This window comes from Stutzerimonas nitrititolerans, from assembly GCF_003696285.1.
GTDB classification, from domain to species: domain Bacteria; phylum Pseudomonadota; class Gammaproteobacteria; order Pseudomonadales; family Pseudomonadaceae; genus Stutzerimonas; species Stutzerimonas nitrititolerans.
The window spans coordinates 137,836-163,443 of record NZ_RFFL01000008.1 but is presented as its reverse complement, the minus strand read 5'-3'; the positions used below and the strand labels follow the sequence as shown (position 1 = coordinate 163,443).

General features: G+C 66.0%; 24 protein-coding genes. 9 read left to right on the top strand and 15 right to left on the bottom strand.

All coding sequences use genetic code 11. The features are described 5' to 3' along the window. The first annotated feature begins 5 nt into the window (after nucleotides 1-5). From fliR to EA795_RS12030, 3 genes are read left to right on the top strand one after another with little or no spacing between them, the layout of a single operon-like run. Complete coding sequence (fliR, locus tag EA795_RS12040) at nucleotides 6-785, top strand: flagellar biosynthetic protein FliR (protein ID WP_043942478.1); 780 nt, start codon at nucleotides 6-8, stop codon at nucleotides 783-785. Further along, the gene (flhB, locus tag EA795_RS12035; protein ID WP_014851073.1) at nucleotides 778-1,917 is read left to right on the top strand and encodes a flagellar type III secretion system protein FlhB; all 1,140 of its coding nucleotides are present in this window, start codon (nucleotides 778-780) and stop codon (nucleotides 1,915-1,917) included. Before fliR ends, flhB begins: the two co-directional genes overlap by 8 nt. Next, a complete protein-coding gene (locus tag EA795_RS12030) occupies nucleotides 1,914-4,010 on the top strand; it encodes a flagellar biosynthesis protein FlhA (RefSeq protein ID WP_122077524.1) in 2,097 nt (698 codons plus the stop codon). Before flhB ends, EA795_RS12030 begins: the two co-directional genes overlap by 4 nt. A gap of 31 nt (nucleotides 4,011-4,041) precedes the next feature. Here the strand turns inward: EA795_RS12030 and EA795_RS12025 are convergent, their stop codons facing one another. Further along, nucleotides 4,042-4,374 (bottom strand): PilZ domain-containing protein, encoded by a 333-nt coding sequence (locus EA795_RS12025; protein WP_014851071.1) that lies wholly within the window; start codon nucleotides 4,372-4,374, stop codon nucleotides 4,042-4,044. Nucleotides 4,375-4,500: 126 nt separating this feature from the next. After that, nucleotides 4,501-4,704, bottom strand: a complete 204-nt coding sequence (locus EA795_RS12020) for a hypothetical protein (protein ID WP_122077523.1) — start codon at nucleotides 4,702-4,704, stop codon at nucleotides 4,501-4,503. Nucleotides 4,705-4,895: 191 nt separating this feature from the next. On the opposite strand from EA795_RS12020, the gene EA795_RS12015 reads away from it, so the two are divergent. Both EA795_RS12015 and EA795_RS12010 read left to right on the top strand, forming a co-directional pair. Next, on the top strand, nucleotides 4,896-6,302 hold the full coding sequence (locus EA795_RS12015; protein WP_122077521.1) for an iron-containing redox enzyme family protein: 1,407 nt from the start codon (nucleotides 4,896-4,898) through the stop codon (nucleotides 6,300-6,302). A gap of 24 nt (nucleotides 6,303-6,326) precedes the next feature. Continuing rightward, entirely contained in the window at nucleotides 6,327-7,274 is a 948-nt protein-coding gene (locus EA795_RS12010) for a methyltransferase (RefSeq protein WP_122077519.1), read from the top strand. 100 nt (nucleotides 7,275-7,374) lie between these two features. On the opposite strand, the gene EA795_RS12005 is transcribed toward EA795_RS12010, so the two are convergent. From EA795_RS12005 to EA795_RS11990, 4 genes are all read right to left on the bottom strand, one after another. After that, nucleotides 7,375-8,307 carry an AEC family transporter gene (locus tag EA795_RS12005; protein ID WP_014851067.1) on the bottom strand — a complete coding sequence of 311 codons (933 nt, stop codon included), beginning with the start codon at nucleotides 8,305-8,307 and terminating at the stop codon, nucleotides 7,375-7,377. A 173-nt stretch (nucleotides 8,308-8,480) separates the two neighbouring features. Next, entirely contained in the window at nucleotides 8,481-8,999 is a 519-nt protein-coding gene (locus tag EA795_RS12000) for a hypothetical protein (RefSeq protein ID WP_014851066.1), read from the bottom strand. 250 nt (nucleotides 9,000-9,249) lie between these two features. Beyond that, a complete protein-coding gene (locus EA795_RS11995) occupies nucleotides 9,250-10,422 on the bottom strand; it encodes a zinc-dependent alcohol dehydrogenase (protein ID WP_122077517.1) in 1,173 nt (390 codons plus the stop codon). Between the two features lie 146 nt (nucleotides 10,423-10,568). Then, nucleotides 10,569-11,429: an NAD-dependent epimerase/dehydratase family protein gene (locus EA795_RS11990; RefSeq protein WP_122077515.1), complete on the bottom strand. Its 861-nt coding sequence runs from the start codon at nucleotides 11,427-11,429 to the stop codon at nucleotides 10,569-10,571. A gap of 165 nt (nucleotides 11,430-11,594) precedes the next feature. Here EA795_RS11990 and EA795_RS11985 point away from each other — a divergent pair, with 165 nt between their 5' ends. From EA795_RS11985 to EA795_RS11975, 3 genes are all read left to right on the top strand, one after another. After that, the gene (locus tag EA795_RS11985; protein ID WP_014851063.1) at nucleotides 11,595-12,515 is read left to right on the top strand and encodes a hydrogen peroxide-inducible genes activator; all 921 of its coding nucleotides are present in this window, start codon (nucleotides 11,595-11,597) and stop codon (nucleotides 12,513-12,515) included. A gap of 3 nt (nucleotides 12,516-12,518) precedes the next feature. Continuing rightward, entirely contained in the window at nucleotides 12,519-14,591 is a 2,073-nt protein-coding gene (gene recG / locus EA795_RS11980; RefSeq protein ID WP_122077513.1) for an ATP-dependent DNA helicase RecG, read from the top strand. A 73-nt stretch (nucleotides 14,592-14,664) separates the two neighbouring features. After that, on the top strand, nucleotides 14,665-16,068 hold the full coding sequence (locus EA795_RS11975; RefSeq protein WP_122077511.1) for an aminoacyl-tRNA deacylase and HDOD domain-containing protein: 1,404 nt from the start codon (nucleotides 14,665-14,667) through the stop codon (nucleotides 16,066-16,068). A gap of 38 nt (nucleotides 16,069-16,106) precedes the next feature. Here EA795_RS11975 and EA795_RS11970 read toward each other — a convergent pair whose 3' ends face one another. The 9 genes from EA795_RS11970 to gspE form a co-directional block, all read right to left on the bottom strand. Then, nucleotides 16,107-16,619, bottom strand: a complete 513-nt coding sequence (locus EA795_RS11970; RefSeq protein WP_122077509.1) for a type II secretion system protein M — start codon at nucleotides 16,617-16,619, stop codon at nucleotides 16,107-16,109. Continuing rightward, a complete protein-coding gene (gspL, locus tag EA795_RS11965; RefSeq protein WP_122077507.1) occupies nucleotides 16,616-17,758 on the bottom strand; it encodes a type II secretion system protein GspL in 1,143 nt (380 codons plus the stop codon). Before gspL ends, EA795_RS11970 begins: the two co-directional genes overlap by 4 nt. Nucleotides 17,759-17,761: 3 nt before the next feature. Then, nucleotides 17,762-18,742, bottom strand: a complete 981-nt coding sequence (gspK, locus tag EA795_RS11960; RefSeq protein WP_122077505.1) for a type II secretion system minor pseudopilin GspK — start codon at nucleotides 18,740-18,742, stop codon at nucleotides 17,762-17,764. Next, nucleotides 18,742-19,455, bottom strand: coding sequence for a type II secretion system minor pseudopilin GspJ (gspJ, locus tag EA795_RS11955; protein ID WP_122077503.1), 714 nt, complete (start codon nucleotides 19,453-19,455; stop codon nucleotides 18,742-18,744). The genes gspK and gspJ overlap by 1 nt, the downstream gene beginning before the upstream one ends. After that, entirely contained in the window at nucleotides 19,452-19,853 is a 402-nt protein-coding gene (gene gspI / locus EA795_RS11950; RefSeq protein WP_014851057.1) for a type II secretion system minor pseudopilin GspI, read from the bottom strand. Before gspI ends, gspJ begins: the two co-directional genes overlap by 4 nt. Continuing rightward, nucleotides 19,843-20,421 carry a type II secretion system minor pseudopilin GspH gene (gspH, locus tag EA795_RS11945; RefSeq protein ID WP_122077501.1) on the bottom strand — a complete coding sequence of 193 codons (579 nt, stop codon included), beginning with the start codon at nucleotides 20,419-20,421 and terminating at the stop codon, nucleotides 19,843-19,845. The genes gspI and gspH overlap by 11 nt, the downstream gene beginning before the upstream one ends. 3 nt (nucleotides 20,422-20,424) lie before the next feature. After that, nucleotides 20,425-20,859, bottom strand: a complete 435-nt coding sequence (gspG, locus tag EA795_RS11940; RefSeq protein ID WP_014851055.1) for a type II secretion system major pseudopilin GspG — start codon at nucleotides 20,857-20,859, stop codon at nucleotides 20,425-20,427. A 5-nt stretch (nucleotides 20,860-20,864) separates the two neighbouring features. Continuing rightward, entirely contained in the window at nucleotides 20,865-22,079 is a 1,215-nt protein-coding gene (xcpS, locus tag EA795_RS11935; protein ID WP_058076280.1) for a GspF family T2SS innner membrane protein variant XcpS, read from the bottom strand. A 141-nt stretch (nucleotides 22,080-22,220) separates the two neighbouring features. Then, nucleotides 22,221-23,789: a type II secretion system ATPase GspE gene (gspE, locus tag EA795_RS11930; RefSeq protein WP_122077499.1), complete on the bottom strand. Its 1,569-nt coding sequence runs from the start codon at nucleotides 23,787-23,789 to the stop codon at nucleotides 22,221-22,223. A 685-nt stretch (nucleotides 23,790-24,474) separates the two neighbouring features. On the opposite strand from gspE, the gene EA795_RS11925 reads away from it, so the two are divergent. Next, nucleotides 24,475-25,596, top strand: a complete 1,122-nt coding sequence (locus EA795_RS11925) for a Re/Si-specific NAD(P)(+) transhydrogenase subunit alpha (RefSeq protein ID WP_014851052.1) — start codon at nucleotides 24,475-24,477, stop codon at nucleotides 25,594-25,596. Nucleotides 25,597-25,608: the final 12 nt, after the last annotated feature.

Sequence of the window (25,608 nt, the reverse complement as noted above, 5' to 3'; positions counted from 1 at the left end):
CCATCATGCAGGCCGGTCAGTACCTGCAATCGCTGCTCGCCTACTGGTGGCCGTTCTGCCGGATCATGGCCGTGTTCAGCCTGGCGCCGCTGTTCAACCACAAGGCCCTCAGCGTGCGGGTGCGCGTGCTGCTGGCCATGGTACTGACGGGCGTGTTGACCGCCGCCCTGCCCGCCACCCCTGCCATGGATCCGCTGTCGCTCAAGGGTATCCTCACGGCCATCGAGCAGGTCGCCATGGGCCTGCTGCTGGGCCTGGCGCTGTTGCTGGTATTCACCGTGTTCACCCTGATCGGCGACATCGTCTCGACCCAGCTGGGCCTGTCCATGGCGGTGTTCAACGACCCCATGAATGGCGTGTCCTCGGCTTCGATCATCTATCAGGTGTATTTCATCCTGCTGGCACTGCTGTTCTTCGCCATCGACGGCCATCTGGTGACCATCACCATCATCTACCAGAGCTTCGTCTACTGGCCGATCGGCAGCGGCATTCACTTCGACGGCCTGCAGACCATCGCCTGGTCGCTGAGCTGGGTGATTTCCGCCGCGCTGCTGATCGCCCTGCCGATCGTCTTCTGCATGACGCTGGTGCAGTTCTGCTTCGGCCTGCTCAACCGGATTTCACCGGCGATGAACCTGTTTTCCCTGGGCTTCCCCATGGCGATCATCGCCGGGCTGACGCTGATCTACCTGACCCTGCCGAATCTCTCGGAAGCCTACCTGCACCTGACCCGCGAGCTGCTGGGCAACATCGGCGAGATCCTGCGGAGTGGCCGCGATGTCTGAGCAGAACAGCACCCAGGACAAGACCGAAGAGGCCTCCGAGCAGAAGCTCAAGAAGAGTCGCGACGATGGCCAGGTCACCCGCTCCAAGGACGTCGCCACCACAGTCTCGCTGCTGGCGACGCTGCTGGTACTCAAATTCAGCATCGGCTTCTTCTTCGACGGCATGCAGCAGTCGTTCAGCTACTCGTACATCAACTTTCATGAAAGCGAGATGAGCCTCGACGACCTGCAGCTGATCCTGACCCACAACCTGCTGGTCTTTATCAGCGTGCTGCTGCCGCTGCTGATCACGCCGATCCTGGTCATCGCCTTCGCGCTGGTGCCGGGTGGCTGGGTGTTCGCCTCGAAGAACTTCGCCCCCAAGTTCAGCAAGCTCAACCCGATCACGGGGCTGGGCCGGATGGTCGGCGCGCAGAACTGGACCGAGCTGCTCAAGTCGCTGCTGAAGATCGGCGCGCTGCTGGGCGTGGCCATCAGCCAGCTGTACTACGCGGCGCCGCAGCTGATCGCGCTGCAGCGCACCGACATCGCCAATGCCATCGGCAGCGCCTTCTCGCTGACCTTCAACCTGGCCATCTCGCTGTTGTTGGTATTCGTGCTGTTCTCGCTTATCGATGTCCCGCTGCAACGCTTCTTCTTCCTGAAAAAAATGCGCATGACCAAGCAGGAGCGCAAGGAAGAACACAAGAATCAGGAAGGCCGCCCCGAAGTGAAGGCGCGCATCAAGCAGCTGCAGCGCCAGCTGTCCCAGCGCCAGATCAGCCGGGTGATCAAGGACGCCGACGTGGTGATCGTCAACCCGACGCACTACGCAGTGGCCCTGAAATACGACCCGAAGAAGGCCGAGACGCCTTTCGTCATCGCCCGCGGCGTCGATGAAACGGCGCTGTACATGCGCAAGCTGGCTCAGGCCAAGGGGCTGGAAGTGGTCGAGCTGCCACCGCTGGCGCGCGCGATCTACTTCAGCACCCAGGTCAACCAGCAGATTCCCGCACCGCTCTACACCGCGGTCGCTCACGTGCTGACCTACGTCCTCCAGCTCAAGGCCTGGAAGCAGGGCCGGCGCGCCAGGCCCAGCCTGGCCAGTGATATCCACATTCCCGAAGAATTGTTCAACCGAGCCCGAACATGAGCCTGATACAGAAACTGACGCCGACTTTCAGCAGCGGACGGATAGGGATTCCACTGATCATCCTGTCGATCCTGGCGATGATCATCCTGCCGCTGCCCCCGCAGCTGCTGGATGCGTTGTTCACGTTCAATATCGCCATGTCGATCCTGGTGCTGCTGGTCAGCGTGTCATCGCGAAGTCCGCTGGACTTCTCGTTGTTCCCCACGGTAATTCTGATCACGACACTCATGCGCCTGTGCCTGAACGTCGCTTCGACACGGGTGGTGCTGCTCGAGGGGCATACCGGCACTGGCGCCGCGGGTAAGGTGATCGAGGCCTTCGGGGAAGTGGTGATCGGCGGCAACTTCATCGTCGGCCTGGTGGTGTTCGTTATCCTGATGATCATCAACTTCATCGTCATCACCAAGGGCGGCGAGCGGATCTCGGAAGTTACCGCGCGCTTCACCCTGGACGCCTTGCCCGGCAAGCAGATGGCCATCGATGCCGATCTCAACGCGGGGCTGGTAACCAACGAGGAAGCCAAGGCGCGACGTCAGGAAGTAGCCAAGGAAGCCGATTTCTATGGCGCCATGGACGGCGCGTCGAAGTTCGTTCGGGGTGACGCCATCGCCGGCATCCTGATCCTGCTGATCAACCTGTTCGGCGGCTTCGCCATCGGCGTCTTCGTCCATGGACTGGCCGCTGGCGAAGCCTTCAAGCTCTACGCCCTGCTAACCATCGGTGACGGCCTGGTAGCGCAGATTCCGGCGCTGCTGCTGGCCACTGCGGCAGCCATCATCGTTACCCGGATCAACGAGTCCAGCGATATCACCAGCCAGGTGCGCCGCCAGTTGCTGGCCAACCCCGCCTCGCTGTACACCGTGGCTGGCATCCTGTTCGTCATCGGCCTGGTTCCGGGCATGCCGCACCTGGCGTTCATCGGCTTCGCCGCGCTGATCGCTTTCATCGGCTGGCGTGTATCGAAGCATGAACCGCCGGCTACCGGCACCGACCTCAAGGAAATCCAGGCCATCGGCCAGGCGATGGACAAGGAACGCGCGCAGAGCCTGGCCTGGGAAGACATTCCGCTGGTCGAGCGCCTGTCCATCTCTCTCGGCTACAAGCTGGTCGGGCTGGTCAACGAAGCCTCGGGGGCGCCGTTGCCGGCGCGGGTGCGCGGGGTGCGCCAGACGCTGTCCGAACACCTGGGCTTCCTGCTGCCGGAAGTGCAGATCCGCGACAGCCTGCGGCTGAAGGCTTCGCAGTACGACATCTTCATCAATGGCGAGAAGATCGATGGCGCCGAGTTGCACGCCGACCGCCTGATGGCCATCCCGTCGCCGGAACTCTATGGCGAGATCGATGGCATTCTCGGTACCGATCCGGCCTATCGGATGCAGGTGGTGTGGATCCAGCCGGCGGACAAGTCGCGCGCGCTGAACCTCGGCTACCAGGTGATCGATTGCGCCAGCGTGATCGCCACGCACCTGAACAAGGTGGTGCGTGAACACCTGCCGGATCTGTTCAAGCACGACGACGTCGAGCACCTGATGCAACGCCTGACGCTGCAGGCGCCGAAGCTCGCCGAAAGTCTCAAGGGCGCGCTGACCTATACCCAGCAGATGCGCGTATACCGCCAGCTGTTGCAGGAAGAAGTACCGCTGCGGGATATCGAAACCATTGCCAGTACGCTGCTCGAATGCAGCGAGACCACCAAGGACCCGGTGCTGCTGGCCGCCGACGTGCGCTATGCGCTGCGTCGCAGCATCGTTTCGATGATTGCCGGAGATCGTCGTGAGCTGGCGGTATTCGTGCTGGAAAACGCGCTGGAAAACACCCTGCTCAATGCCCTGGCCATCGCCCAGCAAGCCGGCCAGGTCAGCCTGGACAACATCCCGGTGGAACCGAGTCTGCTCAACCAGTTGCAGAACAGCATGCCGGTGGTGAAGGAAAAGCTGCGCAAGGACGGTCACCCGCCGATCCTCACGGTGATGCCGCAGCTGCGTCCGCTACTGTCACGTTACGCGCGGGTGTTCAGCCCCGGTCTGCATGTGCTGTCGCAGAACGAGATTCCTGATCGGGTCGGTGTGAATATTCTCGGCACGCTGGGCTGACGCACCGCTCGCCAGTCAGCCAAGCGCCGGCTCAGCGGCGCTTGGGCAGCATCTCCGCAACCAGGTCGACAAAGGCCTGGCTCGGTCGGTCGAGGGCGAACCCCATCTCGAACGAGTCGCGGCGCGGAATCTTGCGGACCCACTGGCAGTTCACCACCACGTCCAGCGCACGCAGCTTGTCGCGGTGATCAGGCACGTGCAGGCACATCTCGTAGCATCCACCGACCTCCAGCGGCTGACTGGCGACCAGTCGCAGACCGCCCACGGACAGGTCGGCGACATACCCCAAGGGATCGCCGCTGAGTCGATTCGTCACCTGAATCCGGCTGAGATGGCGGAACGTCAGGCGGCTGTGTTGGCGCATTTCGGGTCCCCGCAGAAGAGTTTCCCCACCGCACCAGGCGCGAGTATTCGCCAAAGTGCCGATGGTGTTCCCCTGCAACAAGCGACCTGAAAGGAGTTTCCCTTAAGTGCCGCGCGGAACGGCGCTCTAACGCTCCGGCTTCTGCTTGCCGCGCTGGCGATCCCGCTGCGCGTCGTCCTCGCTGACCTCGTCGGCCATGCCGGGCGGTACGTTGTAGGCGCCACCCGGAACATCATGGCGATCACCGCCGGCGGCTTCGCCCTGGCTGGGTCCGCGCGGGCGCTCGGGGCGATCGTCGAGGGTTTCTTTGCCATCTTCTTGCTGCTTCATGCGGCCTCCCATTGCGGTTGCAGGCTAATTGCGGGCCGGCGGCGGCCCTTCAGGTAGGAAGGCGCACCTGCGCAGAAGTTGCAGCGAAGCGAGCGCGCAAGCCGGCCATTCGGCGGGCAGGCTGAACTAATCCTCGCGGCGGGCGGCCAAATTTCGTACTGGGGTTTTCCCGCTGTCATCCCGTGTGAACCATGCAATTGACCCGAAGCCTGCCAGCCGACGTCCGACCTGTTTCGCTCCTGGAGCCCACGGCGTCGAAGGATCTTTATTTCGCGCTGCTCGAAGAGCCGAAGCAGGACGCCGTGCGCCACCGAGCCGCGGATTATCTGCGTGACCAGTTGGAAGTTGCCGCCGATCTACCTTGTGATCTTCCGGCCGACCCGGCCGGGCTAGGCGACTGGCTGGGCGGGCATACCGAAAGGATCGGCCGGCAGTACCAGGCCTATCTGGACAGTCGGCGTGCCGGCGCGCCCCGACGCTATTTTTCCAGCAAGGCCCATGCACTGCATTTCCTGCGCGGGGTGGCGCCAACCAAGCTGGTCGACGGCGCCTGGCTCTACGGCCTGCTGCAGCGCTGGGACGAACCGCGTTTCCAGGCATTGATCCAGACCTATCTGGAAGAGCTCGGTGAGGGTCTGCCGGAAAAGAACCACGTGGTGCTCTACCGCAAGCTGCTCGCCAGCCAGGGCTGCGACGACTGGCAGGACCTGGACGAGGAGCACTTCGTGCAGGGTGCGATCCAGTTGGCCCTGGCCGAGTGCGCCGAGCAGTTCCTGCCGGAGGTGATCGGTTTCAACCTCGGCTACGAACAACTGCCGTTGCACCTGCTGATCACCGCCTACGAGCTGACCGAGTTGGGCATCGATCCCTATTACTTCACCCTGCACGTCACGGTCGACAACGCCGACAACGGCCATGCCAGGAAGGCCGTGCAAAGCCTGCAGGCCGCTTGGCCGCAGGTGGGCGACAGTGCCGAATTCTATCGTCGCGTCGGTAATGGCTATCGCCTCAACGAACTGGGCGCCAGCACCCTGTCGGTGATCGAGGGCTTCGATATCGACCGCGAGGTGCGACGCATCCTCGAGAAGAAGGCGGCCGTCGGGCAATTCGTCCATTCCGATTACTGCCGCTTCGAGGGCCGCACGGTGAACCAGTGGCTGGCGGCGCCGACGCTGATCGAGCAGTTTCTCGACATCATGCAGCGGCGCGGCTGGATCAAGCGCGGCCAGGACCCGCAGGCCAGCCGCTTCTGGCAATTGATCACCGGTGAGCAGGCACCAATGTTCGGCGTGTTCAGCTCCCACGAACAGCAGCTGATCCATGACTGGATCGCCGGCGACTGGCTGGCCGAGCAGTCGCCCAAAGCAGCCAGGCCGCCGCTCAGGCCGGCGCAGGGACAATGCGACGACCGGCACCCACAGCAGCGCCGTGCGGACAACGATTTCGACCAGGAGGCGCAGCTGCTGGAACAGCAACTGGCCAGACTGCCCAGCCGCGAGGCGCGCATGCGTCATCTGCTGCCGCTGCTGGCCCCCACCCTTCATCACAGCCACGCCGGCCTGCTGGCCACGCGGCTGTTTACCGGGCTATTCAACTGAAGGCGACATACGCCAGGGAATCCAATGATCTCGGAAAAAGCACAGGATCAGGCGCTGCTGCATCTGGCCCAGGCGCTGCGCGAGCGTGGCTACCACTTCATCACCCCCACGCCACTCACCCACGAGCGGGTCAATCAGCGGCCTGAGAATGCTCTGGCCGAGGACCTGCCCGACGTGTTCGGCTGGAGCCGGCCGTTCCAGCGCGAACTGCTGCCGCCGGCGATCTTCAGCCTGATGGAACAGGCCGGCGTGCTCGAAGCCTGCGGCTCGCGCTGGCGCAGCCGGGTACGGCTGTCGAGCCTCGACGGCCAGCTGTTCGTGCATTCGGCATTTCCCACCGAGGCAGCGGATGCGGTGTTCTTCGGCCCGGACACCTACCGTTTCGCCAGTGCCATCCAGGCGCACCTGAATCTTCATCGGGGCAACATCGGGCGCGCCGTAGACATTGGCTGTGGCTCCGGTGCGGGAGCCGTCCTCACCGCTCTGGCGCGACCCCAGGCCGAGGTACTGGCGGTGGACATCAACCCCGCCGCGCTGCGCCTGACCCAGGTGAATGCCGCGCTGGCCGCGGCGGACAACCTGCAAGCGCGGCACAGCAACCTGCTCGATGCCGTCGACGGCGAGTTCGACCTGATACTGGCCAACCCGCCCTATCTGGTCGATCCGACCGAGCGCGCCTACCGCCACGGCGGCGGCCCGCTGGGTGCCGGGCTGTCGCTGGCCATCCTGGAAAGCGCCATCACGCGCCTGGCGCCGTGCGGCAGTCTGCTGCTGTATACCGGTGTGGCGATGGTCGACAACAAGGACCCCTTCCGCCAGGAAGTCTGCCAGCGCCTCGAAGGTCGTCCCCTTGAATGGCGCTACCGCGAGGTGGACCCGGACGTGTTCGGCGAGGAACTGCTGGGAGGCGCCTACACCCGCTGCGACCGCATCGCCGCCGTGGTGCTGGAAGTGACGCGACCTGGGAGCTGACCTTGGGTTACGCGTGGATAAGCCTTCGGCATTATCCACCCTACGCTTGACCGAGCGTAGGGTGGAAAATCGCGAAGCGTTTTCCACGCGTACCAATCCCTCAAACCGGCAGCAGGTAGAGGCAGATCGACAGGGTAACCAGCGAACCCAGCGTCGACAGCAGCACCACCCGCGACACCCGCGAGCCTTCGCGGCCATAGAACTCCGCCAGCATGTAGGGCCCGGTGCCGGTGGGTAGCGCACTCAGCAGCAGGGCGGAGTAGACCCACAGCGGCTCCAGCTCGAACACCACCGCGGCGAAATACCAGGTCAGCGCCGGTTGCACGATCAGCTTCAGCAGCACCAGCGGCCAGACCCCGCGCACCGGGCCGCTGGGCTGCGGCTGGGCCAGAAACAGTCCGAGCGATACCAGGGCGCAGGGCGCCGCCGCAGCGCCGAGCAGGTCCAGCAGGGTTTTCGGCCCGCTGGGCAACTCGAGCCCGCCGAAGGCCCAGGCGCCGCCGAGCAGGGGCGCCAGCACCAACGGATTCATCGACAGCGAGCGACTCACCTTGGCCAGGGTCTTCGCTATGCCCTGCCCCGCGTGCAGCCCCATCTCGACGCAGGCCAGGGCGAGGGCGAACAGCACACAGACCACGATCAGGGAGGCGACCAGGGCCGGTTGCAGCCCCGCCTCGCCGAGAATCAGCAGGCACAGCGGAAAGCCGACATAGCCGGTATTGGCATAGGAGGCGCCCAGCGCATCGAGGCTCGCATCCACCAGCGGCTGTTTCTGCATTACGCGATACAGCAGGGTAAAGGCGAACACGCCGAGGCAGCCGATGGAAAAGGCGGCAATGAAGCCGGGCTGCCATACCTCGGCCCAGGTGGAGGTCGCCGTGATCTTGAACAACAGCGCCGGCAGCCCCAGCCAGACTACGAAGCGATTGAGTTCCGAGGCCGCAGAAGGCCCCAGGCGATTGGTGCGACGGCACAGATAGCCGAGAAAGATCAGCGCAAAGACAGGCAGGACGACGTTGACGACCGAGGACATGGAATCTCGACTGCAGCTTGAGCGACGCGCACGTGGAAAGGTGCAAGCGACCGAAACGGCCGCTCACCTTAGCAAAAAATCCGCTGCTCAAGTCCTGCGTTTCGCTGCCCGTAGGGCCGAATTCATTCGGCCACCTGTGCAGAGGCCGAACAAGTTCGGCCCTACGACAGCGGTCAGTGCAACGGCTGCGAATACCCGTTGGGCTCGGCGCGGGCGGCGGCGAACTCGGCCCCGACGCTGCCGCGCACCTGTTCCGGCCCGGCGGCAAAGCCACTGCGGTCGCTGTAATCCCACTCGGTCACCGGCACCCGTTCGGCATCCAGCGCCTTGGCGCAACTCAGGTCCAGCGCGGTGATGCCGGCCACCGCACCGGCTGCGATGGCGGCGTTGGCCGGTTCGCGCCCATGCTCGATGCTCCATCCGAGGCCGGCCAGGTCCAGCGCATCGCCGCCGACGCGGCCATAGATCCAGGGCTTGGGATCATCGGCCATGAGAATGCCGATTCCGGTGGCGATCTCGCGCACGCCGCAGGCGCGGATCATGCCTTCGGAGCCGGGCATGCCGATGAACCGCGACACCTGCCTGGGCGCCAGCAGCTGCACGACGCCCAGGCCGATGCTGAACCAGCCGAGCCCTCGCGCCAGCGAGCGCGCCGAGTGGTTGGGACGGGTGACTTGACGTGGAATGCTCATGAAATCTCCTCGCTTGACCGCCTCCACAAAAGCGGAGAACGGCATCTTGCAGGCCTTGTGAAAACGTAGCGAGCGAAGGTCAGGCAAGGCGCAACGACCAGCGGGAGTAACAGCCGAAGGCTGGCCCGAAGGGCGAACGCAGCGAGTCAAAACAGGCGAAAAAGCGGAGTTTACGGCTTGTAGATGAGCATTTTGAGCCTGTTCTTAACGCAGCATCACCGAGCGCAGTAGTTTTCACATGGTCTGTCGGTCAGGGTTTGAGAACTACCTTGATGCAACCGTCATGCTTGTCGCGGAAGGTCTTGTACATCTCCGGCCCCTGCTCGAGGCTGACGCTGTGGGTGATGACGAAGCTCGGGTCGATCTGGCCTTCCTGGATGCGCTTGAGCAGGTCGTCGGTCCAGCGGTTGACGTGGGTCTGGCCCATGCGGAAGGTCAGGCCCTTGTTCATCGCCGCGCCGAACGGAATCTTGTCGATCAGCCCGCCATACACACCGGGAATGGAAATGATTCCGGCCGGGCGGCAGACATAGATCATCTCGCGCAGCACGTGCGGGCGGTCCGACTCCAGCATCAGCGCCTGCTTGGCGCGGTCGTACATGGAGTCGATGGAGCGCGCCGCATGCGCCTCCATGCCCACCGAGTCGATGCACTTCTCCGGACCCTTGCCGCGGGTCAGCTCCTTGAGCCGATCGAGCACGCTTTCTTCATCGAAATTGATAGTGATGGCACCGCCAGCACGAGCCATAGACAGCCGCTCGGGCACGTTGTCGATGCAGATCACCTGTTCAGCGCCCATCATCACCGCGCTGCGGATGGCGAACTGGCCCACCGGCCCCGCGCCCCAGATCGCCACCGTGTCGGTGGGCTGGATGTCACACTGCGCCGCGGCCTGCCAGCCGGTAGGCAGGATGTCGCCGAGGAACAGCACCTGCTCGTCGGTCATGCCATCGGGAATCACCACCGGGCCGACGTCGGCGTAGGGCACGCGCACGTACTCGGCCTGACCGCCCGCGTAGCCGCCGGTGAGGTGGGTGTAGCCGTAGAGCCCGGCAGTGGTGTGGCCGAACAGTTTGTCGGCGATGTCCTTGTTGCGGTTGCTGCGCTCGCACACCGAGAAGTTGCCGCGCCGACACTGGTCGCACTCGCCACAGACGATGGTGAAGGGCACCACCACGCGGTCGCCGACTTTGAGCTTCTTGTTCGCCGAGCCGACCTCCATGACCTCGCCCATGAACTCGTGGCCCATGATGTCGCCGTGTTTCATGCCGGGCATGAAGCCGTCGTAGAGGTGCAGGTCCGAGCCGCAGATCGCGCAGGAACTGACCTTGACGATGGCGTCGCGCGGATCTTCGATGGAGGGGTCGGGTACGTGATTGTCGCAACGGATGTCGTGCTTGCCGTGCCAGCGAAGCGCTCTCATGGGGAATCTCCTGGTCGGGTGTCCGGAAACGCCGCCTGGTGTGCTCCCTCTGCCTCGCTGCTCCTGTGCCGGTCGGCGCTGCTGTCAGATTTTTAGTAAGCAGCGCCACACCATAGTTGCCTGCCTGCCGACGGGCTGCATCTGCTTCAGCGCCGCTCCAGCGCTACCCGCGCATAGCCGTCGCGGTAGCTGGGATACTTCGGCGCCCAGCCCAGCGCCCTGGCCCGCCCGTTGCTGCAACGCTTGCTGCCGGCGCGGCGGGTCATGGACTGTTCGGCCCAGTGCGTCACGCCCAGCCGTTCGCGCAGCCAGTCGACCACCTCGTGCAGCGGCGCCGGGTCGTTGTCCACGCCCAGGTAGCAATCATCCAGCGCCACGCCACGCAGGTCCGCCTGCAGCAGGAAGGCCAGCAGGCCGGCCGCATCGTCGCGGTGGATACGGTTGCTGTACTGCGGCGGCTCGCGGTCGACGCGCAGTCCGGCGCGTATCTGGTTCTGCAGCCAGGGCCTGGCGGGATCGTAGAGGCCGCCCATGCGCACCAGGGTGGCCGGCAAGCCGCTGTTCAGGGCCAGACGCTCGGCCTCCAGCATCACCTGGCCGGTGAAACCGTTCGGCTCGGTGGGCGAGGTTTCGTCGATCCACTCGCCCTGGTTCTGGCCATAGACACCGGTACTGGACAGGAACAGCAGGCGCTTCGGCCGTTGTCCGCGCTGCTCGAGCCAGCCCAGCACATTGCGCAGCCCCTCGACATACGCCTGACGGTAGCCCGGCTCGTCATGCTGGCTGGCCGAGGCGGCATAGACCAGATAGCTCAGTTCGGCATTCGGCCAGTTGCGCGGGCACTGGCCGACCAGCAGGTCGCCCGCCACCGGCAGGATCGGCACCGGCAATCCCGCCGCCTCGCGGCGCAGACCGTATACCGTCCAGCCAGCCCGGCTCATCTGCAGGCCAAAACGACTGCCGACGTCGCCGCAGCCGGCGATCAAGACCGAGGGACGATTATTCATGACGGTTACTCCTTAACCTGCAGACCGCCCAATCGGACCGCATGTTCGAAGTGTACAACCGCCACGATCGGCCGGGCGGAGGCAAGATGCGGTAACGAAAGCGCTGCCGGTTGGTTCGCAGACGAGCAAAGGCTATGCTAGCCCGCACTCTGATGGATACTCGCTATGACTCTGACCGAACTGCGCTATATCGTCACGCTCGCCCAGGAACAGCACTTTGGCCGCGCCGCCGAGCGCTGCCACGTCAGCCAGCCGACGCTCTCGGTGGGCGTGAAGAAGCTCGAGGATGAGCTCGGCGTGCTGATCTTCGAGCGCACCAAGAGCGCAGTGCGCCTGACGCCGGTGGGCGAAGGCATCGTCACCCAGGCGCAGAAGGTGCTGGAGCAGGCGCAGAGCATCCGCGAGCTGGCCCAGGTGGGCAAGAACCAGCTGGCCGCACCGCTCAAGGTCGGCGCCATCTATACCGTCGGTCCCTACATGTTTCCGCACCTGATCCCGCAGCTGCATCGCGTGGCGCCGGACATGCCGCTGTACATCGAAGAGAACTTCACCCATGTGCTGCGCGACAAGCTGCGCACCGGCGAGCTGGACGCGATCATCATCGCGCTGCCCTTCCAGGAAGCCGACGTGCTGACCAAGCCGCTCTACGACGAGCCCTTCTACGTACTGATGCCCGCCGAGCACCCCTGGGCCAAAAAAGAAACCATCGACAGCGAGATGCTCAACGACAAGAGCCTGCTGCTGCTCGGCGAAGGCCACTGCTTCCGCGACCAGGTGCTCGAAGCCTGCCCGACCACGCGCAAGGGCGAGGCGCCGAGCCACACCACGGTCGAGTCCAGCTCACTGGAAACCATCCGCCACATGGTCGCCTCGGGCCTGGGCGTGTCGATCCTGCCGCTCTCGGCGGTGGAGAGCCATCACTACACCCCCGGCGTCCTGGAGGTTCGCCCGCTGACGCCGCCGGTTCCGTTCCGTACCGTGGCCATCGCCTGGCGCGCCAGTTTCCCGCGGCCGAAGGCCATCGAAGTGCTGGCCGACTCCATCCGCCTGTGCTCGGTGGGCAAACCCCCGGCCATGAAAGACTGACGCATGAGCGAGCTGGCCGCGGTTCCGGTTACCGCGCTCAAGGGCGTTGGCGCCGCGCTGGCCGAGAAGCTTGCCCGGGTTGGCCTGGAAACCCTGCAGGACGTGCTCTTCCACCTGCCGCTGCGCTACCAGGATCGCACCCGCGTGGTGCCCATCGGCGCACTGCGTCCCGGTCAGGATGCCGTGATCGAAGGCATGGTGGTCGGCGCCGACGTGGTCATGGGCCGCCGGCGCAGCCTGCTGGTGCGCCTGCAGGATGGCAGCGGCACGCTCAGCCTGCGCTTCTACCACTTCAGCAATGCACAGAAGGAAGCGCTCAAGCGCGGCACCCAGCTGCGCTGCTTCGGCGAAGCCCGCCCGGGCGCCTCGGGGCTGGAAATCTACCACCCCGAATACCGTGCCCTGAACAGCGAGCCGGCGCCGGTCGAGCAGACCCTGACGCCCATCTACCCCACCACCGAAGGCCTGACCCAGCAGCGCCTGCGCCAGCTCACCCAGCAGACGCTGGCAAGGCTCGGCCCGCACAGCCTGCCGGACTGGCTGCCGGAAGAGCTGAGCCGCGACTATCAGCTGGGCGCGCTGGACGAGGCGATCCGCTACCTGCACCGTCCGCCGCCGGATGCCGATCTGGACGAACTCGCCGAAGGCCGTCACTGGGCGCAGCATCGCCTGGCCTTCGAAGAACTGCTCACCCATCAGCTGTCGCTGCAGCGCCTGCGCGAGAGCGTGCGTGCCCAGCAGGCACCGCAGCTGCCGTCGGCGCGCACGCTGCCGCAGCGCTATCTGAATAATCTGGGCTTCCAGCCCACCGGCGCACAGCAGCGGGTCGGTGCTGAGATCGCCTACGACCTGGCCCAGCCCGAACCCATGCTGCGCCTGGTGCAGGGCGATGTCGGCGCCGGCAAGACGGTGGTCGCCGCGCTGGCCGCGCTGCAGGCGCTGGAGGCCGGCTATCAGGTGGCGCTGATGGCACCCACCGAGATTCTCGCCGAGCAGCACTTCATCACCTTCTGCAAATGGCTCGAACCGCTGGGCATCGAAGTCGCCTGGCTGGCCGGCAAGCTCAAGGGCAAGGCCCGTACCGCCGCGCTGGAACGTATCGCCGGCGGCTGCCCGATGGTGGTCGGCACCCACGCGCTGTTCCAGGACGAAGTGCAATTCAAGCGCCTGGCGCTGGTGATCATCGACGAGCAGCATCGTTTCGGCGTACAGCAGCGCCTGGCACTGCGGCAGAAAGGCATCGACGGCCGGCTCTGCCCGCACCAGCTGATCATGACCGCCACGCCCATCCCGCGCACGCTGGCGATGAGCGCCTACGCCGATCTGGACACCTCGATCCTCGACGAGCTACCGCCGGGACGCACGCCGGTCAACACCCTGGTAATCGCCGACAGCCGCCGCCTGGAAGTCATCGAGCGAGTGCGCGCCGCCTGCAACGAAGGGCGCCAGGCCTACTGGGTCTGCACCCTGATCGAGGAATCCGAGGAGCTCACCTGCCAGGCCGCCGAAACCACCTTCGAAGACCTCTCGGCAGCGCTCGGCGGGCTCAACGTCGGCCTGATCCACGGCCGCATGAAGCCGGCGGAGAAGGCCGCGGTGATGCTGGAGTTCAAGGAAGGCCGGCTGCAACTGCTGGTCGCCACCACGGTGATCGAAGTCGGTGTCGACGTGCCCAACGCCAGCCTGATGATCATCGAGAACCCCGAGCGCCTGGGCCTGGCCCAGCTGCACCAATTGCGCGGACGGGTCGGCCGCGGCAGCGCCGCCAGCCACTGCGTGCTGCTCTATCACCCGCCGCTGTCACAGATCGGCCGCCAGCGCCTGGCGATCATGCGCGACACCAACGACGGCTTCGTCATCGCCGAGAAGGACCTGGAACTGCGTGGCCCCGGCGAAATGCTCGGCACCCGCCAGACCGGACTGCTGCAATTCAAGGTGGCCGACCTGATGCGCGACGCCGACCTGCTGCCGGCCGTGCGCGATGCCGCCCAGGCACTGCTGGAACGCTGGCCCCAGCATGTCAGCCCGCTGCTGGAGCGCTGGCTGCGCCACGGCCAGCAGTACGGCCAGGTCTGACGCTCGTCAGCAAAAACAAACCCCACCAGAGCTGAGGCTATACTGCGCGCAAGGAATAAGACGGGTCACGCCAATGAACGCCGCTGTAGAAACCGAGACTCAGCCAAGCATCCCTCCTCTGATCGCGCAGTTGCTGCAAAAGCTCGAACTGCCCTACGAGACCTGCCAGGACACGCCCGAACTCGCCCCGGCAAGCCGGGTCCAGGCGATATTGCTCGAAGACGCCGCCGGCGCGTTGCTGGTGCTCTTTCCCCGTGACCATCTGCTGGACCTGCCGCGCCTGGCCGAACTGACCGACCGCCACCTGGTGGCCGTGACGCCCGAGCGGCTGTCGCGCATGCTCGACAAGCACAACCTGCAGATACTGCCCGGCCTGCCGCCGCTGACCAGCTCGCCGTGCCTGTATGAAGAATGCCTGCTGGAACAGCCCAGCCTGCTGCTCGAATCCGGGCAGCCCGGCGTGCTGCTGAAGCTCGACGCGGCGCACTTCCGGGCGCTGCTGGGCAAGGCCAGTGCCGGCTGCTTCGCCGCACCCCTGAAGGACATCCAGCCAAACCTGGCCCGCCCCGACGACGACCCTCAGGAAATCACCCAGGCGGTGCAGACCTTCACCACCCGCCGCATCCAGCAGCGCCTGGAAGCCACCATCGAGATCCCGCCGCTGGCGCAGACCGCGCAGAAGGTCATCAAGCTGCGCGTCAGCCCCGATGCCACCGTGGACGACATCACCGGCGTGGTGGAAACCGATCCGGCACTGGCCGCCCAGGTGGTCAGCTGGGCGGCCTCGCCCTACTACGCGGCGCCCGGCAAGATCCGCTCGGTGGAAGATGCCATCGTGCGGGTGTTGGGCTTCGACCTGGTGATCAATCTCGCCCTCGGTCTCGCCCTCGGCAAGAGCCTGAGCCTGCCCAAGGACCATCCCCAGCACGCCACGCCCTACTGGCAGCAGGCGATCTACACCGCCGCGGTGATCGAAGGCCTTAACCGCGCCATTCCCCGTGCGCAGCGCCCCGAGGCAGGCATCTGCTATCTCGCCGGGCTGCTGCACAATTTCGGCTACCTGGTGCTGGCGCATGTCTTTCCGCCGCATTTCTCGCTGATCTGCCGTCATCTGGAGGTCAATCCGCACCTGACGCACAGCCAGGTCGAACATCATCTGCTGGGCATCACCCGCGAACAGATCGGCGCCTGGCTGATGCGTTACTGGGGCATGCCGGAAGAACTGTCCACCGCCCTGCGCTTCCAGCACGACCCGAACTACCGGGGTGAGCATGCCAGCCATGCCAACCTGGTGTGCCTGGCCACCCAGTTGCTACGCAACCGCGGAATCGGTTCCGGCCCACGCAGCGAGGTGCCCCAAAGCCTTTACGACCGCCTGGGCCTCAGCCGCGAGAAGGCCGAGAGTGCCGTAGAAAAGGTGCTCGAAGCCGAGGCGGCCTTGCGCGCGCTGGCGCTGCAGATCCAGCCCGCCGCCTGAACCGCAGCCCGCCGCAGCGTTGTGGACCGGATGCCGTTTCAACCGTTGGCGCGAAAGGTCACCCGGGCGTCGACCAAACCTTCACCGACCCGGCTGAGGCTGACCTCGGCCAGGCCGGCACCCGCGGCCTGCAATTCGTCGAACCAGCGCAACAGGACCGCGTAGGAGGCAGCGGGTAGCGACACCTGCAGATTGCCGTCGTTGCTATTGTCGAAGCTCTCGATCATCAGGCCCTGCTGTTGCGCGCTCTGGGTCACCAGGCCTTGCAACTGCTCCGGTGCCAGCGTCACGACGTTGCTGCGCGACATCTGCCGGGCCAGTTCGGTGTTCTGCTGCAGGTAGCTGTAGAGTTCACGTTCCTGCTGGAGCCAGGCACGCGCTTCGCCGACGCGCTGCTGCGCCGGCTGCCAGAGCAGCAGGTAGCACAGCGTGACCAGGAGAAAGGCGGCCAGCAGGCTCAGCGAAAGGCGTTCGCGCGGCTCCAGGCGCTGCCAGCGTTGCCACCAAGGCGATTCGGTCAGGCGGACGGTGAGTTGCTGGGCGAGCTTCATGCGCGACCTCCGATCAGGATGCGGGCGCTGACGGCATCGCCGTCACGGCTCGCCGAGCCCAGCTCCACGCCCAGGCCGGTCTCGCCCAGGCGCTGGCGCAGTTGTTCCAACGCGGCGAAATCATAGGCGCGCACCTGCAGCGCCAGGTCGCCACGCGCATCGATGTATTCGAGCTGGTCGATGGTGATCGGCAGCCCTTCGGCCATCACCCGCGCCACCTCGTCGAGCAGGCGCATGAATTGCGCCGACGCCGCGCCACCCTGGCCGATGTGCCCGTCGAACTGCGCGCGCAGGTTGACGATGCGTACGTCCTCGGGGAAAAGCTCGGTGTAGAGCGCACGGCTGGCCTCGGCGTACTGCTCGGCCTGGCGCTCCAGATACCAGGACTGCGCCAGGTTGAACCCCAGCTGCACCAGCAGCACCAGGCCGATCACCACGAACAGCGGCTTCCAGCGCCCTAGGCCCTCACCCGCCGCACGTACGGCGAAATCGCCCTGGGCCAGGTCGAGGGCCGCGCTACGCCCGGCGGCCAGGAACCGATAGGGATCGTCCAGCTGCTGGTAGTCGTCCAGCGGCGCAGGCGGCTCTGCCAGCGATCCCCTGGCGTGGACGGGCGGCGGGCATTGTGCGGCCAGTTGCGGCCACTGTGCGCTGGCGAACGCCAAGCGCGCCTCGGGGCTGCCGCCCAGCAGCGCGCGTTCACCGATGAACAGCAGTTGAGTGTCTTCGCGCGGCAGCAGGTCGGCATCGACGTGGATGGCGACGATGTTCAGGCCCAGGGCATCCAGGTCTTCCAACCAATCGGCGAGGGTCTGCCGGCGAATCGCGATGACCCGCCGACGGCCGTCCGCCAGGGCTTCGCCATGGGTCAGGTGCAGCTCATCGACGTTTTCCGCCAGCAGCTCCTCCACGGCGTAGGCCAGCGCCTGGCTGATCCAGCGCGCCTTGCGCGTCGGCAGGTTGACCGCGAAGTAGCTGCAGGCATCGGCCGGCAACACCAGGGTTACAGGCGCTGCGGCCTGCGCCGCGCAGTCACCCAGCGGCAGCCAGGCCCCGCTACCCTCGCGCGGCAGCCAGTAGACCTCGGTCGTGGCATCCAGCCGGGTACCGCTCTCGGCTGGCAGGAACAGGCAGTCCATCGGCTATCGTTCTCCCTCGTCGGATGGGCGGAGCAGCCGTGCGGGCTGCCCCAGGTTGCGCTGCAACACCCGGACTTCACCGTCGTCCTCGCGCTGCAGCAGGCTGACCAGCGCCAGGCGCCGGTCGCCCAGGCGCACATCGCTGACCGCCTGGAAATACTGACTGCTGACGGCCAGGCTGGTGCCCTTCAGGTCGATGCCGCTCATGGCCGGCTGCGCCAGAAACGTGGCGATTTCCCGAAAGCCGCCGCCCCCCCGCGCCTGCACCATCGCCTGGCCGATGCTCAGGCTGAGGTTGTCGCTCAGGGTGGAGAGCACCAATGCGCTGGCGGTATTGACGTTCAGCGGCACATCCGCCGGCAGGGCGCTGACGTAGGGCGCCAGGCGCTGGAAATCTTCCTCGCGCATGTCGAGCAGCAGACGCAATTCGGACAGGTCGCCCAGGCTCCGGCCGGCGGTGCGGTACGGCGGGTCGAGCAGCAGATAGGCATTGTCCTCGGCGCCCTGCTCGCCGCTGGGCTGCTGGTCGGCGTCGAGCCAGTCCACCAGCCGCTCGGCGTAGGGTTCGGTGATGTCCAGACGCAGCAACAGGCGGCGGAACTGCGCCTGGGCGGCGGCGTTGGGCTGCTGGTTCTGCACCAGGCTGTTGAGGTTGAAGCGCCCGGCCAGGTCCTCGATACGAATCTGGATGCGTCCCTGCTCGATCTCGAACGCCGGCTGCGGCAGTGCCCAGGGTTCGAACAGGTGGTCGACGGGGGCCTGCGCCGCGCCGCTCTCGCGGGTGGCGCGCAGGTCGCGGCGCAGGATCGACTGCGCCAGCGCCTCGCCGCCCAGCGCGTAGTGCCAGGCCTGACGAGCCTGCAGCTGGTTGGAGGTGGCGCGGATCGAGAGTTGCTGGCGGGCGATCATGCTGGCGCAAACGACCGTGACGACCGCTACCACGAGCAGCACCGTGATCAGCGCAACACCACGCTGCGCCTTCATTACAGGCTGCCCTCGTCGAACGGCTCGGGCCGGCCCATGGAGTCCGGCTGGATGAACTGCGCCGCCGGCTTCGGCCCATCGGGCAGGCGCAGCAGGCGTGTGAGGGTGCCGTAGCGCTCATGCACCAGCGTCAGCTCCACGGCCAGCGGCATGCGCTGCGCCTGCGCCTCGGGGTTGCCGCGTACCGGGTCGAACGGCGGCCATTCCTCATGCCAGGCACGCTCCTGATCGAGGTAGCGCAGCCGCAGTTCGAGCACGCCGTCAAGCACCCGCTGCACGCGCGGCGCGCTGTCGACATCACGGTCCAGCACGACCCAGTAGAGGCGCTCGAGATGATCGCCGGCATGCCGCCAGCGCACCCGCTGCAGGTTCGCCCGGTTCAGGCCGGTGGGGTTGCGCCAGCCGCTGCGGGTCAATTCGAACGCGACCTCATCCTCGACGCCGGACAACTGGCCGATGAACGCATTCTGCTCATCGCCGAAGCCGTCACGCACGGGCCGCGGGGTGGCCTGTTGCAGGTCGCGCTCGAGCGCCCACATGGCGCGGCCGATGTCGCGCAGCACCTGTTCCTGGGCGCGTACCGCCTCGTCGCTGCGCAGCACCGCCTCGAGCATGCGGTAAGTGCCGAGCCCCAGCAGCGCGAACAGGGCGATGGCGATCAGCAGTTCGAGCAGGGTGAAACCGGCGACCGCGCGGGCCCGCCGCCGGCTCATCGCGCCACCCCGACGAAGCCGTCCAGGCGGGTGACCGCCCGCTCCTGCAACTGTGCCTCGTTACGGCGCTGCTCGGCGGCGGCCACCCAAACGGTGATGCGCAGCAGACCGGGGTCGGCGCTGGCCTGGACTTCACTGAGGATCTGCCACGGGCGACCGGCATACTCCAGCTCGCGGGTCTCGCGTCCGATGGCCGGCGCGGGCTGTTGCAGCTGCAGCTCGGTGAGGCGGTTGTCGGCGATCCAGCCGGCCAGGGTCAGCGCTTCCAGGCGTGCCGCGTTGTTCAGACTGCGCCCCGCGGCAGTCAGCACCACGGCCGCGACGATGGCGAAGATGGCCAGCGCCACCAGCACTTCGAGCAGGGTGAAGCCACCTTCACGGCCCTCGCTATGAACCATCAGCGCCCTCCAGCGGTTCGGCCACGGGCATGCGGAAACCGTCACTGGACAGACGCCAGGCGACTCCTTCGGCGCCTCGGTCGGCAAGGGTCAGGCTGAACGGCGACAGCTCGCCGCTGGAAAGGATCAGCAGTTGTGGCTCCTCAGGCGGTGCACGCCGCTGCGCGCGCTCGCGGGCGTCGGACAGGCCGGCCGGGTCGTCCCGCTCGCGGACGGGGGTCACCAGCCGCAGCGGCGTGCCATCGAGCTCCAGTTGCAGCCGCATCCACTCCGGTACCCGATGCGCCTCGCGCCGATCGGCCTCGAGCCAGCGGCCACTGGCTTCCTCGTAGCGCAGCACCCGATAGCCCTTGTCGTCGATCAGCAGGCCGTATTCGCGGCCATCGAGCACGGCTTCGTCGGCCAACACGGTGATCAGCGCGGCGAGCCGTTGCGCTTCGTCGCGTACTTCACGTGACGAATGGCTGCTGCCGACGGACAGCACCGCCAGGCCGACCAGGCCGCCGAGGATGACGATCACCACCAGCAGCTCGATCAGCGTGAAGCCGCCACGACGCGCCCGCGTCATGGATCAGAGGTCCCAGTTGCCGATGTCCGCGTTCAGGTCGGTTCCGCCCTGCTTGCCGTCGGCGCCCAGGGAATAGAGATCGAACTGGCCCTGGGTGCCCGGTGACAGGTACTGGTAGTCGTTGCCCCAAGGGTCCTTGGGCACACGCTTGAGGTAGCCGTCGCGGTTCCAGTTCTTCGGTTGCGGGCTGCCGCTGGGTTTTTCCACCAGCGCATTGAGGCCCTGCTGGGTGCTGGGGTAGGAAAAGTTGTCCAGCTTGTACATGTCCAGCGCGGCGCCGATGGCCTTGATGTCGCCCTTGGCCACGGTCACCTTGGCCTGGTCCGGCCGGTTCATCACCTGCGGCACCACCAGCGCGGCAAGAATGCCGAGAATCACCACCACCACCATGATCTCGATGAGGGTGAAGCCCTTCTGTTTAGTTTCGTTGAACGTCATTGCGACTAGCCCACCAGTTGATTGAGAGAAAGAATCGGCAGCAGGATGGCCAGCACGATGACCAGCACCACCGCCCCCATGAACACCAGCATGAACGGCTCGAACAGCCCGACCAGCAGGGAAATCTGCGCGGCCAGGTCGTTCTCCTGATTGCGCGCGGTGCGCGCCAGCATCTGGTCGAGTTCGCCGGACTTCTCGCCGGCGGCGATCATGTGCAGCATCATCGGCGGGAATTCGCCGGTGGCCTCCAGCGCACGGGTCAGGCTGCCGCCTTCACGCACGCGTTGCGCCGCCTCGACCACGCGCTCACGAATGCGCAGGTTGCCGATCACCGCGGCGGCGATGCCCAGCGCATCCACCAGCGGTACGCCACTGCGGGTGAGGATCGCCAGGGTCGAGGCGAAGCGCGCGGTGTTGGTCGCCCGCACCAGCCGCCCGACCAGCGGCAGCCGCAGGATGAAGCTGTGCCAGCGCAGCTTGATGCTCGGGTCGCGCAATGCCTGGCGCATGCCGATGGCCAGCGCGACGATGCCCAGCATGATCAGCCAGCCCCAGCGCTGCACCACCTCGCTGACGGCGATCAGGCCGGTGGTCAGCGCTGGCAACTCCTGGCCGGTGTTGACGAAGACCTTGACCACGTCCGGCACCACATAGCCCAGCAGCAGCACCACGATGGCCAGCGAGGCCACCAGCAGGATCACCGGGTAGAGCAGCGCCAGCTGGATCTTCTGCCGCGACTGCTGGCGCTGGTCGGTGTAGTCGGCCAGCTGGTCGAGCACCAGCCCGAGGTGCCCGGCGTGCTCGCCGGCGGCCACCGTGGCGCGGTACAGCTCGGGAAAGGCCGAGGGGTATTCGCGCAGGGAAGCAGCCAGGCTGTGACCTTCCATGACCCGCCCACGCACCGCCAGCAGCATCGACTTGATCTTCTGCGAGCCGGATTGCGCCGCGGCAGCGCGCAGCGCTTCCTCGATCGGCAGCGCGGCCTGCACCAGCGTCGCCAGCTGGCGGGTGACCAGCGCCAGGTCGCGCGCCGAGAGGCCGCGACCGAAACTGAAACCGCCGGTGCCGCTGCTTTCCCTGGCACGGGCCTGCTTGACCTCCAGCGGCGACCATTGCTTGTCGCGCAGCAACTGGCGGGCCTGGCGCGGGCTGTCCGCCTCGATCAGGCCCTTCTGCTGTCGGCCGCGCGGATCCAGCGCGACATACTCAAAGGCCGCCATCAGGCCCGCTCCCACGCAGGGTGGCAAACGCCGAAGGCTTTCCCACCGGGGCTACCTCAAAGCAAAGGTGGAAGATCGCCGCGCGGGTTTTCCGCGCCGCGGCGGCACGCGCCCTATCGAGCGCCCCCCTGCCGGCCGTGCTCATCGGTCGGTGGCCCTGCGGTCACGGGCCGTGCCACGGCGATCGCCGCCCTGTCTGCGATCGCCCTGGCCGGAGCGTCGGTCATCGCTGGTCACACGCAGCACCTCTTCGATGGTGGTCACGCCTTCGAGCACCTTGCGCAGGCCATCGGCACGGATGCTCGGCCCCAGCTCGCGCGCGTGGCGGATCATTTCCTGCTCGGCCACCCGGGTATGAATCATGCTGCGCAGGCTGTCGTCGAACAGCACCAGCTCGTAGATGCCGGTCCGCCCGCGATAACCCAGCTGGCGGCACACATCGCAACCTTCGGCGTGGTAGAGCGTTGGCGCCTCGCTCAGGTCGATGCCGAACAGCGCACACTCGGCTTCGTCAGCGACATAGGCGCGTTTGCAGTCATTACACAGCACCCGCACGAGGCGCTGGGCCAGCACACCGAGCAGCGACGAGGAGATCAGGAAGGGCTCGACGCCCATGTCCACCAGCCGCGTCACCGCACCGATGGCGCTGTTGGTGTGCAGCGTGGAGAGCACCAGGTGGCCGGTGAGCGAGGCCTGCACCGCCATGTCGGCGGTCTCCTGGTCGCGGATCTCGCCGACCATCACCACGTCCGGGTCCTGGCGCAGGATGGCGCGCAGGCCGCGGGCGAAGGTCATGTCGACCTTGGTGTTGACCTGGGTCTGGCCAATGCCTTCGAGGTTGTATTCGATCGGATCCTCGACGGTGAGGATGTTGCGGGTGCGGTCATTGAGCGTGGTCAGGCTGGCGTACAAGGTGGTGGTCTTGCCCGAGCCGGTGGGACCGGTGACCAGGATGATGCCGTGGGGCCTCTTTACCGCCTGCTCCATTCGCTGGCGGTCGCGCTCGCTCATGCCCAGGTGCTGCAGGGTCAGGCGCCCGGCCTGCTTGTCGAGCAGGCGCAGCACCACCCGTTCGCCGTTGGCCGACGGCAGCGTCGATACGCGGATATCGACCTCGCGCCCACCGACCCGCAGGGAAATCCGCCCATCCTGAGGCACGCGCTTCTCGGCAATGTCCAGCCGCGCCATGACCTTGATCCGCGACACCAGCAGCGCCGCCAGTTCGCGCTTGGGCTGCACCACCTCGCGCAGGATGCCGTCGACCCGGAAGCGGATCACCAGCCGCTTCTCGAAGGTCTCGACATGGATGTCGGACGCGTTCTCCCTGATCGCCTCGCCCAGCAGCGCATTGATCAGGCGGATGATCGGCGCGTCGTCCTCCTGCTCCAGCAGGTCCTCGGTCTTCTCGATATGGTCGGCCAGGCTGTGCAGATCCATGTCCTTGCCCAACCCTTCGACCATCAGCATGGCGTCGGAAGAGTCGTGCTGATAGGCGTTGCCCAGCGCCTCGTCGAACGCCTCCGGCGTCAGCCACTGCATGGGCAGGGCGCCACCGGCCACGCGCTGCGCTTCCTGCAGCGCGGTCAGCGGCGCGCCTTCACGGGCGCACAGCCGCAGGCCGCTTTCGCCATCGCGCAGGAATACCCCGTGGCGTCTGGCGAAAGCGAAGGGCAGGCGGGCGGGCGTCAACGTACCTTCGAGGGATGACATAACGGCTTCCTGATTGGGCTCTGTCGGCGTTCGATGGTCACCGCATCGTTACGCCTCGCGTGACGGGCGCGATGTGCCGACACGGCTTCTCGACATCCGTTCCTGAACTGTGACAACAGGCACCGCCGCGGATTCTCCCAAGGATCGCGAAGAGCTTCGGCTCGGTCAGAGAGCCACCCCAGGCCCGCGCATTGGCATTCCGGCGAGCACAACGGCGCACAACAACCGGCAGGACCGACAGCCATGGACTACAAGGAATGCATGACCCCGGCCGGTGGGCTGCGTGCCCGCAGCCTCATCGCGGCACACCGGCACCAAGGTCGGAGATGGCCGGCACCGCTGACGAATACCGCATCGATGGCGGGTCATTCATGATTCGCGCGCCGTGTCGTCACGCTGCAACCTTGTGCCAGGCGCGAGGCCAAAGGTGGCGCCGTCTGCAGCGATACCCGACGGACCGATGGTCATGCTCTGACTATCACGTCGGAAGCAATCAATGATTTAAAACAGTTGTTTGATTTTTTACAGGCTTGCAGAATGCCGCGCCGTAGCAGGCTCTTTTCTGCAGTACGGAAGGCAGGCTTCGCGTTTCGACCCCGTTCATCGAAACGGCGAACGGGTGGAATAGCTCGCCAGGGCCGCGCTCGCCGCACCCTGGTAAAGATCACGCAGGAGAACAACTACAATGCATATCGGTGTTCCTCTCGAAACCCGACCCGGAGAAACGCGCGTTGCCGCGACTCCGGAAACCGTCAAGAAGCTGATCGGCCAAGGGCATCAGGTCACCGTGCAACGTGGCGCAGGCGTACAGGCCAGCGTCCCTGACAGCGCCTACGAGGCTGCTGGCGCGACCATCGGCGATGCCGCAGCGGCGTTCGCAGCAGAGATCCTGCTGAAGGTGAACGCACCGAACGAAACCGAACTGGCGCAGATGCAGCCAGGCACGGTGTTGATCGGCATGCTCAACCCCTTCGACAACGACAACATCGCACGCATGGCCGAACGCGGCATCACCGCCTTCGCCCTGGAGGCGGCGCCGCGTACCTCGCGCGCGCAGAGCCTCGACGTGCTGTCCTCGCAGGCCAACATCGCCGGCTACAAGGCCGTGATGCTCGCCGCAAACCAGTATCCGCGCTTCATGCCGATGCTGATGACCGCCGCCGGCACGGTGAAAGCCGCGCGGGTGCTGATCCTCGGCGCCGGCGTCGCCGGGCTGCAGGCCATCGCCACGGCCAAACGCCTGGGTGCGGTCATCGAAGCCTCGGACGTGCGTCCGGCGGTGAAAGAGCAGATCGAATCGCTCGGCGCCAAGTTCGTCGACGTGCCGTTCGAGACCGACGAGGAACGCGAATGCGCCGAAGGCGTCGGCGGTTACGCCCGGCCGATGCCCGCGTCCTGGATGGCGCGTCAGGCCCAGGCTGTGCACGAACGCGCCAAGCAGGCCGACATCATCATCACCACCGCATTGATCCCGGGCCGCAAGGCGCCAACGCTGCTGCAGGAAGAAACCGTACAGCAGATGAAGCCCGGCTCGGTGGTGATCGATCTGGCCGCCTCACAAGGCGGCAACTGCCCACTGACCGAAGCCGATCAGGTAGTGGTCAAGCACGGCGTGACCCTGGTTGGCTACACCAACCTGGCGACCCTCGTGCCGGCGGATGCTTCAGCGTTGTACGCACGCAACCTGCTGGACTTCCTCAAGCTGGTGATCGATGGCGATGCCCGATTCCAGCTCAACCTCGAAGACGACATCGTCGCCGCGTGCCTGATGTGCCGGGGCGGCAATGTCGTGCGCACCAACGGTTAAGGGAGCCTGAAA

Coding starts and splice junctions, on each gene's coding strand:
- gspG (WP_014851055.1), bottom strand. CDS start 20,859: ATGACGTTCAACGAAACTAAACAGAAGGGCTTCACCCTCATCGAGATC.
- EA795_RS12030 (WP_122077524.1), top strand. CDS start 1,914: ATGAGCCTGATACAGAAACTGACGCCGACTTTCAGCAGCGGACGGATA.
- EA795_RS12010 (WP_122077519.1), top strand. CDS start 6,327: ATGATCTCGGAAAAAGCACAGGATCAGGCGCTGCTGCATCTGGCCCAG.
- gspL (WP_122077507.1), bottom strand. CDS start 17,758: ATGGACTGCCTGTTCCTGCCAGCCGAGAGCGGTACCCGGCTGGATGCC.
- EA795_RS12000 (WP_014851066.1), bottom strand. CDS start 8,999: ATGAGCATTCCACGTCAAGTCACCCGTCCCAACCACTCGGCGCGCTCG.
- gspI (WP_014851057.1), bottom strand. CDS start 19,853: ATGGTTCATAGCGAGGGCCGTGAAGGTGGCTTCACCCTGCTCGAAGTG.
- EA795_RS11985 (WP_014851063.1), top strand. CDS start 11,595: ATGACTCTGACCGAACTGCGCTATATCGTCACGCTCGCCCAGGAACAG.
- gspH (WP_122077501.1), bottom strand. CDS start 20,421: ATGACGCGGGCGCGTCGTGGCGGCTTCACGCTGATCGAGCTGCTGGTG.
- flhB (WP_014851073.1), top strand. CDS start 778: ATGTCTGAGCAGAACAGCACCCAGGACAAGACCGAAGAGGCCTCCGAG.
- gspJ (WP_122077503.1), bottom strand. CDS start 19,455: ATGAGCCGGCGGCGGGCCCGCGCGGTCGCCGGTTTCACCCTGCTCGAA.
- EA795_RS12015 (WP_122077521.1), top strand. CDS start 4,896: ATGCAATTGACCCGAAGCCTGCCAGCCGACGTCCGACCTGTTTCGCTC.
- gspE (WP_122077499.1), bottom strand. CDS start 23,789: ATGTCATCCCTCGAAGGTACGTTGACGCCCGCCCGCCTGCCCTTCGCT.
- fliR (WP_043942478.1), top strand. CDS start 6: ATGCAGGCCGGTCAGTACCTGCAATCGCTGCTCGCCTACTGGTGGCCG.
- EA795_RS12025 (WP_014851071.1), bottom strand. CDS start 4,374: ATGCGCCAACACAGCCGCCTGACGTTCCGCCATCTCAGCCGGATTCAG.
- EA795_RS11990 (WP_122077515.1), bottom strand. CDS start 11,429: ATGAATAATCGTCCCTCGGTCTTGATCGCCGGCTGCGGCGACGTCGGC.
- gspK (WP_122077505.1), bottom strand. CDS start 18,742: ATGAAGGCGCAGCGTGGTGTTGCGCTGATCACGGTGCTGCTCGTGGTA.
- xcpS (WP_058076280.1), bottom strand. CDS start 22,079: ATGGCGGCCTTTGAGTATGTCGCGCTGGATCCGCGCGGCCGACAGCAG.
- EA795_RS12005 (WP_014851067.1), bottom strand. CDS start 8,307: ATGTCCTCGGTCGTCAACGTCGTCCTGCCTGTCTTTGCGCTGATCTTT.
- EA795_RS11975 (WP_122077511.1), top strand. CDS start 14,665: ATGAACGCCGCTGTAGAAACCGAGACTCAGCCAAGCATCCCTCCTCTG.
- EA795_RS11925 (WP_014851052.1), top strand. CDS start 24,475: ATGCATATCGGTGTTCCTCTCGAAACCCGACCCGGAGAAACGCGCGTT.
- EA795_RS12020 (WP_122077523.1), bottom strand. CDS start 4,704: ATGAAGCAGCAAGAAGATGGCAAAGAAACCCTCGACGATCGCCCCGAG.
- recG (WP_122077513.1), top strand. CDS start 12,519: ATGAGCGAGCTGGCCGCGGTTCCGGTTACCGCGCTCAAGGGCGTTGGC.
- EA795_RS11970 (WP_122077509.1), bottom strand. CDS start 16,619: ATGAAGCTCGCCCAGCAACTCACCGTCCGCCTGACCGAATCGCCTTGG.
- EA795_RS11995 (WP_122077517.1), bottom strand. CDS start 10,422: ATGAGAGCGCTTCGCTGGCACGGCAAGCACGACATCCGTTGCGACAAT.